This window comes from Pseudomonas farris (genome assembly GCF_019145235.1).
GTDB classification, from domain to species: Bacteria; Pseudomonadota; Gammaproteobacteria; order Pseudomonadales; family Pseudomonadaceae; genus Aquipseudomonas; species Aquipseudomonas farris.
Map to the genome: position 1 here is coordinate 51,291 of NZ_JAHSTV010000013.1, position 15,527 is coordinate 66,817.

General features: G+C 61.0%; 14 protein-coding genes. 5 read left to right on the forward strand and 9 right to left on the reverse strand.

Annotated elements, in window-relative coordinates:
- Positions 1-9: 9 nt before the first annotated feature.
- Complete coding sequence (locus KVG95_RS24615) at positions 10-762, reverse strand: substrate-binding periplasmic protein (protein ID WP_217858248.1); 753 nt, start codon at positions 760-762, stop codon at positions 10-12.
- A gap of 144 nt (positions 763-906) precedes the next feature.
- Between KVG95_RS24615 and dnaX the strand changes: the two genes are divergently transcribed.
- The 5 genes from dnaX (at position 907) to KVG95_RS24640 (ending at position 6,687) form a co-directional block, all read left to right on the forward strand.
- Entirely contained in the window at positions 907-3,000 is a 2,094-nt protein-coding gene (gene dnaX / locus KVG95_RS24620; RefSeq protein ID WP_217858249.1) for a DNA polymerase III subunit gamma/tau, read from the forward strand.
- A gap of 67 nt (positions 3,001-3,067) precedes the next feature.
- Positions 3,068-3,406: a YbaB/EbfC family nucleoid-associated protein gene (locus KVG95_RS24625; RefSeq protein ID WP_007905413.1), complete on the forward strand. Its 339-nt coding sequence runs from the start codon at positions 3,068-3,070 to the stop codon at positions 3,404-3,406.
- 263 nt (positions 3,407-3,669) lie between these two features.
- Positions 3,670-4,707 (forward strand): NADPH-dependent curcumin/dihydrocurcumin reductase, encoded by a 1,038-nt coding sequence (gene curA / locus KVG95_RS24630; protein ID WP_217858250.1) that lies wholly within the window; start codon positions 3,670-3,672, stop codon positions 4,705-4,707.
- Positions 4,708-4,781: 74 nt separating this feature from the next.
- Complete coding sequence (gene recR / locus KVG95_RS24635; RefSeq protein ID WP_008075173.1) at positions 4,782-5,384, forward strand: recombination mediator RecR; 603 nt, start codon at positions 4,782-4,784, stop codon at positions 5,382-5,384.
- A gap of 154 nt (positions 5,385-5,538) precedes the next feature.
- A complete protein-coding gene (locus tag KVG95_RS24640) occupies positions 5,539-6,687 on the forward strand; it encodes an acyl-CoA dehydrogenase family protein (protein WP_217858251.1) in 1,149 nt (382 codons plus the stop codon).
- Between the two features lie 139 nt (positions 6,688-6,826).
- Here KVG95_RS24640 and KVG95_RS24645 read toward each other — a convergent pair whose 3' ends face one another.
- The 8 genes from KVG95_RS24645 to ccoG form a co-directional block, all read right to left on the reverse strand.
- Complete coding sequence (locus tag KVG95_RS24645) at positions 6,827-7,375, reverse strand: adenine phosphoribosyltransferase (RefSeq protein ID WP_008007029.1); 549 nt, start codon at positions 7,373-7,375, stop codon at positions 6,827-6,829.
- Positions 7,376-7,454: 79 nt separating this feature from the next.
- The gene (gene fnr, locus KVG95_RS24650) at positions 7,455-8,189 is read right to left on the reverse strand and encodes a fumarate/nitrate reduction transcriptional regulator Fnr (protein WP_052965436.1); all 735 of its coding nucleotides are present in this window, start codon (positions 8,187-8,189) and stop codon (positions 7,455-7,457) included.
- A gap of 128 nt (positions 8,190-8,317) precedes the next feature.
- Positions 8,318-9,700: an oxygen-independent coproporphyrinogen III oxidase gene (gene hemN / locus KVG95_RS24655; protein ID WP_217858252.1), complete on the reverse strand. Its 1,383-nt coding sequence runs from the start codon at positions 9,698-9,700 to the stop codon at positions 8,318-8,320.
- A gap of 170 nt (positions 9,701-9,870) precedes the next feature.
- Positions 9,871-10,554 carry a sulfite exporter TauE/SafE family protein gene (locus tag KVG95_RS24660; RefSeq protein WP_217858253.1) on the reverse strand — a complete coding sequence of 228 codons (684 nt, stop codon included), beginning with the start codon at positions 10,552-10,554 and terminating at the stop codon, positions 9,871-9,873.
- Positions 10,547-10,765, reverse strand: a complete 219-nt coding sequence (gene ccoS / locus KVG95_RS24665) for a cbb3-type cytochrome oxidase assembly protein CcoS (RefSeq protein ID WP_007905420.1) — start codon at positions 10,763-10,765, stop codon at positions 10,547-10,549. The genes KVG95_RS24660 and ccoS overlap by 8 nt, the downstream gene beginning before the upstream one ends.
- A gap of 22 nt (positions 10,766-10,787) precedes the next feature.
- The gene (locus KVG95_RS24670; RefSeq protein WP_217858254.1) at positions 10,788-13,238 is read right to left on the reverse strand and encodes a heavy metal translocating P-type ATPase; all 2,451 of its coding nucleotides are present in this window, start codon (positions 13,236-13,238) and stop codon (positions 10,788-10,790) included.
- Between the two features lie 140 nt (positions 13,239-13,378).
- On the reverse strand, positions 13,379-13,918 hold the full coding sequence (locus KVG95_RS24675; protein ID WP_052965439.1) for a FixH family protein: 540 nt from the start codon (positions 13,916-13,918) through the stop codon (positions 13,379-13,381).
- Positions 13,919-13,929: 11 nt separating this feature from the next.
- The gene (gene ccoG, locus KVG95_RS24680; RefSeq protein WP_217858255.1) at positions 13,930-15,345 is read right to left on the reverse strand and encodes a cytochrome c oxidase accessory protein CcoG; all 1,416 of its coding nucleotides are present in this window, start codon (positions 15,343-15,345) and stop codon (positions 13,930-13,932) included.
- Positions 15,346-15,527: the final 182 nt, after the last annotated feature.

Below are 15,527 nucleotides of genomic sequence, written 5' to 3' on the forward strand. Positions count from 1 at the left end.
ATGCAGCTGCTACTGGTTGGCAGCAGGGTTACCGGTATAGAGCCGGATAATGTCATCAATCTCCCCGGACGTTTTCATTTGCAGCAACGTGTCCAGAATGCGTTGCACAGGCACCTTGGGGTCATTGCGCACATAACAGCCGACGGTTTGTTCGTGTACCAGTGCTACGCTTTGCAGTTGTCGGTCGGGTAGCAGGCGCTGGTTGAACCAGTCCAGGGTCCATTGGCTGCTCACGGCATAGCGGTAGCGTCCGGCCAGGAGTTTATCCAGCACCTGTTCCTGATTGCGCGCGTCATCGCGGTGCAGGCGGTCGGCATCGAACAGCGGTTGCAGGGTCGGGTAGCTATAGCCGAGCACTGTGCCGATCGACTGCGGCGGCAGCTCTGCCGGGTTGACCGTGTCGGGTGAGCCTCGCCGGCCAATCAGCAAGTCGCGCTGAACCAGCAGTGGAACGCTCCAGATATAGTTGTCGGACAGGTTCGGCAGCCAGGTTTTTGAGACATAACAGCGCACATCGACTTCGCCGTGTTCCATGGCGTTTTGCACCCGTGCCCGAGGCAAGACATGAAATTGCGCCGGCATGCCGACCTGTGTCGCCAGGCTGAGCATGATGTCGTGCAGAATGCCCTGGGTCGGTCGGCCGCCGCGCTCCATTTGCGCCATGGGCATGGCCCAGCTGTCGGACACGACAAAGCGCAACGGCGCCTCGGCGGCTGCGACGCTCAGGCTGACCAACAGCAGTGCCCCCAAGGCAAAACGCATAAACGCTCCGGTACGGCTCAAACCTGAGCCAATAAAAGCCCCTTAAAGTGCAGCTTAGCCAGAATAGACGAGCGCACCGGATGCAATTTTGGCCTTGCTCCGCTAGCATTAGCCGCTTCTGTTCCTTCGTTGCGACGGTTTTCGATGAGTTATCAGGTTCTTGCACGTAAATGGCGTCCGCGCTCGTTCGGCGAAATGGTCGGCCAGACCCATGTGCTCAAGGCTCTGATCAATGCCTTGGACAGCCAGCGGCTGCACCACGCGTACCTTTTTACCGGTACCCGCGGGGTTGGCAAGACCACCATCGCGCGGATCATCGCCAAATGCCTGAACTGTGAAACAGGTATCACTTCGACCCCCTGTGGCGAGTGCTCGGTGTGCCGCGAAATCGATGAAGGCCGCTTCGTCGACCTGATCGAGATCGACGCCGCGAGCCGGACCAAGGTCGAAGACACCCGCGAACTGCTCGACAACGTGCAGTACGCACCGAGCCGCGGGCGCTTCAAGGTCTACCTGATCGACGAAGTGCACATGCTCTCCAGCCATTCCTTTAATGCGCTGTTGAAAACCCTTGAAGAGCCGCCGCCTTACGTCAAGTTCATCCTGGCGACCACCGATCCCCAGAAACTTCCTGCAACGATTCTGTCGCGTTGCCTGCAGTTCTCCCTGAAGAACATGACCCCGGAACGGGTGGTCGAGCATTTGACCCACGTGCTGAGCGTCGAGAACGTGCCGTTCGAAGACGACGCGCTGTGGCTGCTGGGCCGCGCCGCCGACGGTTCGATGCGCGATGCCATGAGCCTGACCGATCAGGCCATTGCTTTCGGTGAAGGCAAGGTCATGGCCGCCGACGTGCGGGCCATGCTCGGTACTCTCGATCACGGCCAGGTCTACGACGTCCTGCATGCGCTGATCGAAGGCGACGCCAAGGCATTGCTCGAAGCCGTGCGACATCTGGCCGAACAAGGCCCGGACTGGAACGGCGTGCTCTCGGAAATTCTCAATGTGCTGCACCGTGTCGCCATCGCCCAGGCCCTGCCTGAAGGCGTCGACAACGGTCATGGCGACCGTGATCGCGTATTGGCTCTGGCCCAGGCATTGCCGGCTGAAGACGTGCAGTTCTATTACCAGATGGGCCTGATCGGTCGCCGGGACTTGCCGCTGGCGCCGGACCCGCGCGGCGGCTTCGAAATGGTCCTGCTGCGAATGCTCGCGTTCCGGCCGGCAGACACTGCGGACGCGCCGAGGCAACCGCTAAAGACAGTGGGGATCAGCCAGGCCACAGTTGATTCCGCAAATTCAGTGGCTGCCGCGCGGGTTGTTGCGCCGGTAGTCGCTACGGCCGTTACACCGGCTCCTGTTGCGCCCGTGGTGGCGCCAGCCCCTGTCCCGGTAGCTGCGCCTGAGCGGGTCGGGCCTGTGGCTGTGCCCGTGGTCGCGCCTGAGCCTGTTGCCGAACCCGTAGCGGTCGAAGAAGTCGTTGATCTACCGTGGAACGACCCGGTAGAGCCGGAAGTTGTCCAGCAGCCCGCCGTCGAGCCGGTGCTGGAAACGGCTGGCGAACAACCCGAATTACCCCCGATGCCCATGCCGACGCCGGACAGCGTAGTGCCGGACGCGCCGGAATGGGCTGCTGCCCCGATTCCGGAACCGTCCACGGCCGAAGTCGATGCCGCTACGCCAGGCATGGATCAGGACGACGAGCCGCCGCTGGACGAGGACTACATCGAGCCGGACATGGATTCGGCCTATAGCTATCTCGACGAACTGGCCAGCGAGCACACCGCCGAACCTGCGCCGGAACCCGAGCCAGAACCGGCCGCGATGCCGGCCACGGGTCTGGCCCTGCAATGGCTGGAGGTGTTCCCGAAACTGCCGGTGTCCGGCATGACCGCCAGCATCGCCGCCAACTGCACGCTGATCGCCGTCGATGGCGACAATTGGTTGTTGCACCTGGACCCGGCTCACAGCGCCTTGTTCAACGCGACACAGCAACGTCGCCTCAACGATGCACTGAACCAGTTCCACGGGCGCACGCTGACCCTGAGCATGGAGCTGATCAAGCCCGAGCAGGAAACCCCGGCTCAGGCCTCATCCCGCCGGCGTGCCAACCGTCAACGCGAGGCCGAGGAATCGATCCACGGCGATCCGTTCATCCAGCAAATGATGCAGCAGTTCGGGGCGGTGGTCCGTCACGATACTATTGAACCTGTCGAGGCCCTGGTCAGTCAGGACTAATAACTGAAGGCGCTTGGCCGCATTCGCCGGGCGCTGTTTTTATCCAAGTACTTTTGAGGTGATTCCCATGATGAAAGGTGGCATGGCCGGCCTGATGAAGCAGGCGCAGCAGATGCAGGAAAAAATGGCCAAGATGCAGGAAGAACTGGCCAACGCCGAAGTCACCGGTAAAGCCGGCGGCGACATGGTCACCGTGGTGATGACCGGTCGTCACGACGTCAAGCGCGTGACCATCGACCCAAGCCTGGTCGAAGGCCTGAGCGAAGACGACAAGGAAATGCTGGAGGCGGTATTCGCCGCAGCCGTAAACGACGCCGTGCGCAAGATCGAAGCCAACAGCCAGGACAAAATGTCCGGCGTGACCGCTGGCATGCAATTGCCACCGGGTATGAAACTGCCATTCTGATTCGCCAACGCGCATCGGATGGGTTACAAAAAAATGCCAGGCATCGCGCCTGGCATTTTTGTTTCTGTCTGTTGGAAGTATGGTGCCGGTGAGGCAGCCTTCGCGGGCAAGCCCGCTCCCACAGTGATCACCTGAATCCTGTGGGAGCGTGGCTTGCCCGCGATGAAATCACCTCGGTACAACTGACGAAACTTCGAACCCGACACCGCCACAAATGTCTGCTCCCTATACCGCTGAAATTCATCGATCAAGGAGACGCTCACATGCCACAAGCATTGACCCTCAACCAACGAATCGTTCTGGTGTCCCGCCCGGTGGGCGCGCCGACGCCAGAGAATTTCCGCCTGGAACGGGTAGCACTGCCAGACCTGGCCGACGGTCAGGTGTTGCTCAAGACGCTTTATCTGTCGCTCGATCCCTACATGCGCGGTCGTATGAGCGACGCGCAGTCCTACGCTGCACCGATAGAAATCGACGAGGTGATGACCGGTGGGGCTGTCAGTCGTGTCGAACGCTCGCTGCATCCGAAATTCCATGAGGGTGATCTGGTGGTCGGCGTCACGGGGTGGCAAAGCCACAGCATCAGCGACGGGCGCAACATCATTCCGATCCCGTCCGGGCTGCAGAGTCCTTCGATGGCCCTGGGTGTACTGGGCATGCCCGGTATGACCGCCTACATGGGGTTGATGGACATCGGCCAGCCCAAGGAGGGCGAAACCCTGGTGGTAGCGGCTGCGTCCGGCGCGGTGGGTTCGGTGGTCGGCCAAGTGGCGAAGATCAAGGGCTTGCGAGTGGTCGGTGTGGCCGGTGGTGCGGACAAATGCCGCTACGTGGTCGAGGAGCTGGGCTTCGATGCCTGCATCGACCACAAGCGCCCGGATTTCGCCGAAGAGTTGGCGCTGGCCTGCTTAAAAGGCGTCGATATCTACTTTGAAAACGTCGGTGGCAAGGTGTTCGATGCGGTGCTGCCGCTGCTCAACCCCAAGGCGCGGATTCCTCTTTGCGGTCTGATTGCGTCCTACAACGCCAATGAAGCGCCTAGCGGGCCGGATCGCTTGCCTCAGTTGCAACGCACACTGCTGACCAAGCGCGTACGGATTCAGGGCTTCATTGTGTTCGATGACTACGGTGATCGTCAGCCGGAGTTCATCAGCGCCATGGCCCCGTGGGTGCGGGACGGCAAGGTGAAATTCCGTGAAGACGTGGTCGACGGTCTGGAGAACGCGCCCCAGGCATTCATCGGTCTGCTGGAGGGACGCAACTTCGGCAAACTGGTGGTGCGGGTCGCGCAGACTGAGTAATTGACGGTGCTATTTGACGCTAAACAGAGGCGCGGGTATAAACCGCGTCTCGTTGTTATGTCGGACTTTTTCCCATGAGCTTCAGCCCTTTGATTCGCCAACTGATCGACGCCCTGCGAATTTTGCCGGGTGTGGGTCAGAAAACTGCCCAGCGCATGGCGTTGCAACTGCTTGAGCGTGATCGCAGCGGCGGTTCGCGACTGGCCCAGGCGCTGAGCCAGGCCATGGAAGGAGTGGGCCACTGCCGCTTGTGCCGCACGCTGACCGAAGACGATCTGTGCCCGCAATGCGCTGATCCTCGCCGCGACGACACCTTGCTGTGTGTGGTGGAAGGTCCGATGGACGTTTACGCCGTGGAGCAGACCGGTTTTCGCGGTCGCTACTTCGTGCTCAAAGGCCATCTGTCGCCCCTCGACGGGTTGGGGCCGGACGCCATCGGCATTCCACAATTGATGGCGCGGATCGAAGAGGCGGGTACGTTTGCCGAAGTCATCCTCGCCACCAACCCGACGGTGGAAGGCGAAGCCACGGCGCATTACATCGCCCAGTTGCTCAGCAACAAAGGCCTGATCGCCTCGCGCATCGCCCATGGTGTGCCGTTGGGTGGCGAGCTGGAACTGGTGGACGGCGGGACATTGGCGCATTCGTTTGCCGGGCGTAAGCCGATCTCGCTGTAACCGCATCAAAATCAAAAGATCGCAGCCTTCGGCGGCGCCCACAGGCGCGTAGGAGCTGCCGAAGGCTGCGATCTTTTGATCTTCCGCGACTCCTTCTATTGAAAACCAAGCAAGCGCTCGGTTAACTTCGCTGAACCTTCAGTGGAGCTCGCCGATGCCTGCCTTTCAGGAATACTTCGATCCCAGCCACCAATTGGTCCGCGACAGCGTCAGACGTTTCGTCGAGCGCGAGATTCTTCCGGACATCGACCAGTGGGAAGAAGCCGAAAGCTTCCCCCGTGAGCTCTACCTGAAGGCCGGCGCGGCGGGGATTTTGGGCATTGGTTATCCAGAAGCCTTGGGTGGCAGTCACGAAGGTGATGTGTTCGCCAAAATCGCTGCCAGTGAAGAGCTGATGCGCTGCGGTTCCGGTGGTCTGGTCGCGGGGCTGGGCTCGCTGGACATTGGTTTGCCGCCGATCCTCAAGTGGGCCAGGTCCGAAGTCCGCGATCGCGTTGTGCCTCAGGTGCTCGCAGGCGAGAAGATCAGCGCCCTGGCCGTCACCGAGCCCAGCGGCGGCTCCGACGTCGCCAACCTGCAAACCCGCGCCATACGTGACGGCGACTTTTACCGGGTCAGCGGCAGCAAAACCTTCATTACCAGCGGCGTTCGTGCGGATTTCTACACCGTCGCGGTGCGCACCGGCGAGCCGGGGTTTGGCGGCATCAGTTTGTTGCTGATCGAGAAGGGCACGCCCGGGTTCACCGTCGGTCGTCAGTTGAAAAAAATGGGCTGGTGGGCGTCGGACACCGCCGAACTGTTTTTCGATGATTGCCGAGTACCGGCGGGCCATCTGATCGGGGCCGAGAACATGGGCTTCGCCTGCATCATGGGCAACTTCCAGAGCGAGCGTCTGGCCGTGGCGCTGATGGCCAACATGACCGCGCAGTTGGCGCTGGAGGAGAGCCTGAAGTGGGCCCGTCAGCGTGAAGCCTTCGGCAAACCTATCGGCAAGTTCCAGGTGCTCAAGCACCGTCTTGCGGAAATGGCCACGGCGCTGGAGGTGTCACGGGAGTTCACCTATCGCCAGGCGGCGAAAATGGCCGCGGGGCAGAGCGTGATCAAGGAGATTTCCATGGCCAAGAATTTCGCCACCGACACGGCTGATCGCATTACGACCGATGCGGTGCAGATTCTGGGCGGTCTGGGTTACATGCGTGAAAGTCTGGTGGAGCGGCTGTATAGGGATAACCGGATTCTGTCGATCGGCGGCGGGACGCGGGAAGTGATGAACGAGATCATCAGTAAGCAGATGGGGCTTTGAAATAGGCGGTGTTGCGGCTGACGCTTTCGCGAGCAAGCCCGCTCCCACACTGGGCTACTGTCGGACATAAGATTGGTGTACGCAGGAGATCTAATGTGGGAGCGGGCTTGCTCGCGAAGGCGTCGGTGCAGACGCCGCCTTACTTATCGCTTAACGCAAACTGCGTCAGGCAAAACGTCGGAATCCCCATGTCTTCCAGCCGCTGGGAACCACCCAGCTCCGGCAAGTCTATGATCGCCGCCGCTTCATGCACCCGCGCGCCCATGCGCCGAATCAGGTTCGCCGCCGCGATCAGCGTGCCGCCAGTGGCGATCAGGTCATCGAACATCACCACCGCATCACCCTCACACAGGCTATCGGCATGGACTTCGAGAAAGGCTTCGCCGTACTCGGTCTGATAACCCTCGGCCAGCACGTCGGCCGGCAGTTTGCCCTGCTTGCGGAACAGCACCAGCGGTTTGTTCAGCTGATAGGCCAGGATCGAACCGATCAGAAAGCCACGGGCATCCATGGCGCCGATGTGGGTGAAGTCGGCTTCGACGTAACGATGGGCAAAGCTGTCCATCACTAGGCGCAGGGCCGTGGGTGACTGGAACAACGGAGTGATGTCGCGAAAGATCACGCCCGGCTTGGGGAAGTCGATCACGGGGCGGATCAGGGATTTGATGTCGAAGGAGTCGAAGACCATCGTCGAGGTGTCCTGGCGGGCTGCAAACGTCGCAGTATAACGGCGGCTGAACCGTTTCGCTCAGCCGCCGTCGCCACGATCAGCCGTCGAGCGAGCCGCCGGCCAGGGCGCAGAGCTGGATCGGGTCGAGGATGTGGATTTCCTTGCCTTCCGCGGCGATCAGTTCGTTTTGCTGGAAACGGGTGAACACCCGGGACACGGTTTCCACCGCCAGGCCCAGATAATTGCCGATTTCGTTGCGCGACATGCTCAACCGGAACTGGTTGGCCGAGAAGCCCCTGGCGCGGAAACGGGCCGACAGGTTGACCAGGAAAGTGGCGATGCGCTCGTCGGCGGTTTTCTTCGACAGCAGCAACATCATCTGCTGATCGTCGCGAATCTCGCGGCTCATCACCCGCATCAACTGACGGCGCAGTTGTGGCAGTTGCAGGGCCAGTTCGTCGAGGCGATCGAAAGGAATTTCGCACACCGAGGTGGTTTCCAGGGCTTGCGCCGAGACCGGGTGCTTTTCAGTGTCCATGCCCGACAGGCCGACCAGTTCACTCGGCAAATGGAAACCGGTGAGCTGCTCTTCGCCGCCATCGCTCAGGCTGAAAGTCTTCAGGGCGCCGGAGCGTACTGCATAAACGGAATCGAACGTGTCGCCCTGGCGAAACAGGAACTCGCCTTTCTTCAGCGGGCGACCACGTTTGACGATATCGTCCAGCGCATCCATGTCTTCCAGATTCAGAGAAAGTGGCAGGCAGAGGGGGGCCAGGCTGCAATCCTTGCAATGGGCCTGGCTATGAGCGCGCAGCTTTACTGGCTCGGACATTTCTTTAATCCTTGTGGGAAAACACACATAAGCTGTAAGGGTAACCCACGGGAGGACATTCAGGCACGCGGCGATTTTGTCGCAGGGTCGTAAAATCAGCGTTTCGCAGACCGGCCATGAACTAATGGCTAGATAACCCGTGAAAAACGCTGGCGATTTTGCTGTTCCAGGTACGCGTCGAACACCATGCACACCGAACGCACCAGCAATCGTCCGGCGGGCAGTACGGTAATCCGTTCGTTATCAAGTTCGATCAGTCCGTCGTCGGCCATTTCCTGCAACTGTGGCCAGAGTTCACCGAAGTAGCCCTGAAAGTCGATGTTGAAGGCTTGTTCGATCTGGGCGAATTCCAGGCCGAAAGTGCAGATCAGTTGTTGGATGACCGCACGTCGCAGTCGGTCATCGGCGTTGCACAGCAGACCACGGCTGGTGGCCAGTTGTGCGCTGGCCAACGCATTCTGGTACTGGTTCAGATCACTGCTGTTCTGGCAGTACAAATCGCCGATCTGGCTGATCGCCGATACCCCCAGACCGATCAAATCGCAATGACCGTGGGTGGTATAGCCCTGGAAGTTACGTTGCAGGGTCGATTCTTCCTGAGCAATCGCCAGTTCATCGTCGGGCAGCGCAAAGTGGTCCATGCCGATATATCGATAACCGGCCTTGGTCAGCTGCTCGATGGTTCCTTGGAGCATTTCAAGTTTTTGCGCCGGGGTCGGCAGTTCGTCGCTGTTGATCCGTCGTTGCGGCATGAAGCGTTCTGGCAGATGGGCGTAGTTGAACACCGAGAGCCGATCCGGTTGCAGGCTGATGACTTCGTCGACGGTGCGGGCGAAGTTCTCGGGCGTCTGCTTCGGCAGGCCGTAGATCAGATCGATGTTGATCGAGCGAAATTGCAGGGTTCGGGCGGCATCGATCACCGCGCGGGTTTCTTCCAGGCTTTGCAGGCGATTGACCGCCCGTTGTACCGCCGGATCGAGGTCTTGCAGGCCGATACTGACCCGGTTGAAGCCCAGTTCCCGGAGCAGGCCCATGGTCGACCAATCAGCCTCGCGTGGGTCGATCTCGATGCCGTAGTCGCCGGAATCGTCGTCCAGCAAATTGAAATGCTTGCGCAGTTGAGCCATCAACTGGCGCAGTTCGTCATGGCTGAGAAAGGTCGGCGTGCCGCCGCCGAAATGCAGTTGCTCGACTTTCTGCGAGGGGTCGAGATGACAGGCAATTAACTGGATTTCCTGTTCCAGGCGCTGCAAATAGGGCAGGGCCCGGCCACGGTCCTTGGTGATGACTTTGTTGCAGGCGCAGTAGTAGCAAATGTTCGCGCAGAAGGGCACGTGCACATACAGCGACAGCGGCCGCAGAGCTTTACGGCTGTCGCGCAGGGCATGAAACAGGTCGAAGGTGCCGACCTGGCTGTCGAATTGCACGGCGGTCGGGTACGAGGTGTAGCGCGGTCCCGCCAGGTCATAACGGCGGATCAGATCTGTGTCCCAACGAATGGCGTCGAGCATGCGGGCATTCCCCCGGATAGGCTGGCAGTGTCGGCGAGTCTAGGGAGAAGTGCGCAAAGGCATCTTGATTTGCATCAAGGGTCGGGATTTGTGGTGTCAGTGAGGGCCTCTTCGCGGGCAAGCCTCGCTCCTACAAGGGATCGCTTGTCTGCGATGGGGCCACTGCCGATCTAATGCCCCATGAGCCAATGTTGATGCGGCCCCGGCAAGGTCCAGATGCCGAACACCATCACCAGCAAGCCACCGGTCATGCGGACGCTGCGTTTGCGCAACAACGCTGTGACGCGCTCGGCCGCCAGCCCTGTGGCGAGCAGCACCGGCCAGGTGCCCAGCCCGAATGCCAGCATCAGCAACGCACTGTCCAGCGCATTGCCCTGGCTCGCCGACCACAGCAATGTGCTGTAAACCAACCCGCACGGCAGCCAGCCCCAGAGTGCGCCCAGCAGCAGGGCGCGGGGCAGGTTCGACACGGGCAATAGTGTGTTGGCCACCGGCTGGATATGCCGCCACAGGCCGCGGCCGAGGCTTTCGATGCGGGTCAGGCCGCTCCACCAGCCAGCCAGGTACAGGCCCATGGCGATCAGCAGCAATCCGGCGAGGATGCGCATGAACATCGCCGCCGGGCTATTGGCCACAGCCCAGCCGGCCAGGCCGATCAGCAGGCCGGCCGCGGCGTAGCTGAGAATTCGCCCCAGGTTGTAGGCCAGCAATAGTCGAAAGCGTCGGCTGCGTTGTTCCTTGGGGATCGCCAGGGTCAACGCGCCCATCAATCCGCCGCACATGCCCAGACAATGCCCGCCACCGAGCAGGCCGAGGATCAGCGCAGACACCAGCAGTGGCACCAACTCAAGCATGGGGCGGCGCCTTGTCGTCCGGTTTGGCCGGATGGCCGCTGGCCTCGTCGACCGCTGCCTTGTGGTTCGGGTCCTGATCGTCGAACAGGATGCTGTGGGCCGGGCCATCGAGGTCGTCGTACTGACCGCTGTCGACTGCCCAGAAGAAGATATAGATAGCGATGGCCACGATCAGCAGCGCGGCCGGGATCATCACGTAGAGAGCTGGCATCTGGACTCCATGCCCGCGCGGTTCAGGCCGGCAGCGGGCGGGTTTCTGGCGTGGTGCTGACGGCCGGCGCGCTCGGCAAGCGAGTCAGGCGCAGGGCATTCAACACCACGGTCAACGAACTGATCGACATGCCGACCGCAGCCCATACCGGAGTGATCCAGCCGAGGGCGGCGAACGGCAACATAAGGCCATTGTACAGCGCCGCCCACAGCAAGTTCTCGATGATGACCCGACGGGTGCGACGGGCCAGGCTGAAGGCTTGCACCAGCGCGTCGAGACGGTTCGACAGCAGCACCGCGTCGGCACTGGTTTTCGCCAGATCGGTGGCCGAACCCATCGCCACGCTGATGTCGGCGGCGGCCAGCACCGGTACATCGTTGACCCCGTCACCGAGCATCAACACCTTGCGACCTTCCTTGTGCAGCTGTTGCAGCACCTGCAGTTTATCATCCGGACGCAAACCGCCACGGGCCTCGTCGATGCCCAGTTCGGCAGCGACGCTGGCGACCATCGGCGAGCTGTCGCCGGACAGCAGCAGCGTGCGCCAGCCACGAGCCTTGCACGCTGCGAGCAGGGCGGGCGCGTCGGCGCGCAAACGGTCATCGAGTACGAACCACGCCAGCGGCCCTTGACTGTCGCCGAGCAACAGCCATTGGCCGGGCTCATCGGGCATTACTGGCGTTTGAGCGCCGCTGAGGTCACAGACAAACCTTGGCTGGCCAATGCGCAGGCGTTGTGCGCCGACCAACCCCTCAAGGCCCAGGCCCGGCGTGCTGTGAACTTCTTCGGCGGCCAGCGGTGCACGGCCAAAAGCCCGGGCAATCGGGTGCTCGGAGCGGTTTTCCAACGCGGCGGCGAGGCTCAGGCATTGATCGCTGGTCAGCGCCCCAAGCGGCCGGATCGAACGCAAGGCCAGGCGGCCTTCGGTGAGAGTGCCGGTCTTGTCGAAAATCACCGTGTCGATCTGGTTCAGGCCTTCCAGTACATGGCCGCGTGTCAACAAAAGACCGAGCTGGTGCAACGTGCCGGTGGCGGCGGTGAGGGCGGTTGGCGTGGCCAGCGACAAGGCGCACGGGCACGTCGCAACCAGCATCGCCAGGACAATCCAGAAGGCTCGCGAAGAATCCAGCTCCCACCACAGCAGGCCGATGGCGGCCACCGCGATAAGTGACAACAGCAAAAACCATTGGGCGGCGCGGTCGGCGATTTCCGCCAGTCGTGGCTTTTCGGCCTGGGCGCGATCCAGCAGGCGGACGATGGCCGACAGTCGGGTGTCCTGACCCAGCGCCAGGACTTCTACGGTCAGCGCACCTTCAACGTTCAAGGTGCCGGCGGTGACGGCATCGCCTGGGGTCCGTGGCTGTGGCAGGTATTCGCCGGTCAGCAGGGATTCGTCGATGCTCGACTGACCGTCGAGGATTTTTCCATCGGCCGGCAGAATTGCTCCGGGATGCACCAGCACCTGATCGCCCACGCGCAACTCACTGAGCAGAATCCGTTCGCTCTGACCGTCAGCGCTCAGCCGCAGGCAGGAGGCAGGCAACAGATTGACCAGCTGTGCGGTCGCGGCGGCGGTGCGTTCCCGGGCGCGGCGTTCCAGATAACGTCCGGCCAGCAGGAATAGCGCGAACATTCCCACCGCATCGAAATACAGCTCGCCCACCCCGGTGATCGAGGTCCAGATCCCGGCAATATAGGCGCTGCCGATCGCCAGCGACACTGAAACGTCCATGGTCAGGTGACGGGTGCGCAGATCGCGCATCGCGCCCTTGAAGAACGGCGCGCAGCTGTAGAACACGATCGGTGTGGTCAGAAACAGCGCGACCCAGCGCAGGATAGTGTGCAGTTCGGGGCTGAGGTCGATGTTGAATTCCGGCCAGGTGGCCATGGTCGCCATCATCGCCTGGAACCACAGCAGCCCGGCGACACCGAGTTGACGTAGGGCCAGGCGGTTTTCGCTGGCCAGTTGTTCGCTGGCGCGGTCGGCCTGATAAGGGTGGGCGGCGTAGCCGATGTGGCGCAATTCGCTGAGCACTTGGCTTAATGGCAATTGCGCGTCGGCCCAGCGTACATGCAGGCGATGGTTGGACAGATTCAGGCGTGCTTCGGCCACTGCTGGCAATGCGCGCAGGTGTTTCTCGATCAGCCAGCCGCAGGCGGCGCAACTGATGCCTTCCATCAACAGCGTGGTTTCGGCGAGTTCGCCGTCGTGGCGGACAAAGGGTTGCTGCACGTCGGCGCGATCGTAGAGCTCCAGCTCATCCACCAACTGTACCGGCAAGGCTTCGGGGTTGGCCGAGGCTTCGCTGCGATGCTGGTAATAGCTTTCCAGCCCACCGGCCACAATGGCCTCGGCCACTGCCTGGCAACCCGGGCAGCAGAACTCGCGAGTATCCCCGAGGACGGCGGCCGTGAAGCGGCTGCCGGCCGGGACGGGCAGGGCGCAGTGGTAGCAGGGGGTTGGAGTACTCATGAGCTGGAATCTATATCGTCCGGGAGGGCCTTATCGCGAGCAGGCTCGCTCCCACATTTGATCGATGTCATGTACAAAATTCATGTACACCGCAGATCCACTGTGGGAGCGAGCCAGCTCGCGATGCGCGAAGCGCGACTTTATTTTTTCAGGTCTTCCGCACCCTGCAGCGGCTCATCGCCCAGCAGCAGGTCCTTGGCATGGCTGACCTGTTCTTCTTCGAACATGCGCCAGATCTTGTCATCCTGCACGCCCAGCAATTCGACGAAGCGACGACCTTCAATCTTGTCGCTCAACTGGCCGATGTAGCGGCCCTGTTCGGTTTCGCTGCGGGCCAGGGTGATCTTGCGATCTTTCTCCGGCTGGGTTGGCGAAATCAGGTTCAGCTCAAGGGTTTTCGGCTGGCTGTTGCCGCTCAGGCGCAGATCGACTTCGCCGGTCACGTCATCCAGATGCACGCTGGCACGCAGTTGCAGGGTCTGGGCCAGCAGTTCGCGGTCCAACGAACGGTTAATGCCCTTGCCGGCCTCGTAATAGTTGTCGTTGACCAGGTTGTCCGGGTTGTTCACCGCGATGGTCACCATCGACAGGGTCAAGGTCACTGAGCAGGCCAGGATGGCGATGATGATCCACGGCCAAAGGTGCTTGTACCAGGGACTTGCGGCAGTTGCTGCGGACATGATCACTTCTCTCAACGAATTTGTGGGCCGATGAATCGGCTCTTGGCTTCAACGTGGATGTTGGCATCATCGGCATCCTTGAGGATGAATTTCACCTCGTTGGTGCTCGACGGCAGTTGTTCCGGTGCGCTGGACAGTTCAACCGGCTGACTGAAAATCTCCCCGGCGGCGACTTTGATCTCGCGCTTGCCTTGCAGCTTGAGATCCGGCAGGCCGGTGGCTTCCAGCACGTACGTGTGGTCGCGCTGGTCCTTGTTCATGATCTTCAGGCTGTAGACGTTTTCGATCCGGCCTTCGGCGTTCTCGCGGTACAACACGCGGTCTTTGCTGACGTCGAAACCGACCAGCGAACGCATGAAGAACGCGGTCATCAGCAGCGCGATCATCGCCAGCAGCACCGTGGCATAGCCGATCAGGCGCGGACGCAGTTTATTGGTTTTTTGCCCCGACAGGTTGTGCTCGGTGGTGTAGCTGATCAGGCCGCGCGGGTAATCCATCTTGTCCATGATGCTATCGCAGGCGTCGATACACGCCGCGCAGCCGATGCATTCAACTTGAAGGCCGTCGCGAATGTCGATGCCGGTGGGGCAGACCTGGACGCACATGGTGCAATCGATGCAATCGCCCAGGCCCTGAGCCTTGTAGTCGATGCCTTTCTTGCGCGGACCACGGCTTTCGCCACGGCGCGGGTCGTAAGAGACGATCAGCGTGTCCTTGTCGAACATCACGCTCTGGAAGCGGGCGTACGGGCACATGTAAATGCACACCTGCTCGCGTAACCAACCAGCGTTGCCGTAGGTGGCGAGGGTGAAGAAGCCGACCCAGAAATACGACCAGCCATCGGCCTGGCCGGTGAAAAAATCGATCACCAGTTCGCGAATCGGCGAGAAGTAACCGACGAAGGTCATGCCGGTCACGAAACCGATCAACAGCCACATCGTGTGCTTGCTGAGTTTACGCAAGAACTTGTTGGCGCCCATCGGCGCCTTGTCGAGCTTGATGCGCTGGTTACGGTCGCCTTCGGTGACTTTTTCGCACCACATGAAGATCCAGGTCCAGACGCTTTGCGGGCAGGTGTAGCCGCACCAGACACGACCGGCATACACGGTGATGAAGAACAGGCCGAAGGCACTGACGATCAAAATACCCGAGAGCAGGATGAAGTCCTGAGGCCAGAAGGTCGCGCCAAAAATGAAGAATTTACGCTCCGGCAGGTTCCACCAGACGGCCTGATGGCCGCCCCAGCTCAGCCACACCGTGCCGAAATACAGTAGAAACAGCCCGGCACCGCCGATCATCCGCAGATTGCGGAACAGGCCGGTGAAGGCGCGGGTGTAGATCTTTTCTCGAGAGGCGTAGAGGTCGACGCTGTTGTTCGCGTTTTTGGCAGGCGGAGTGACGTCGTGTACCGGAATCTGATTGCTCATCATTGCATCCCACGGCAGTGGAAAAATGCCTCGGTCAGTACATGCCGACCGCGGTCAAAAAGAGTTGTTGCAGTGGCGCAATGATACGCCTGTAGCTCTAGTCCAAGGGTGCGACCTTTGGTCGCGTTGGGGGAAATCAAATGATGGTGTAATGACTTGAATCAATTGACTTGTGAATTATG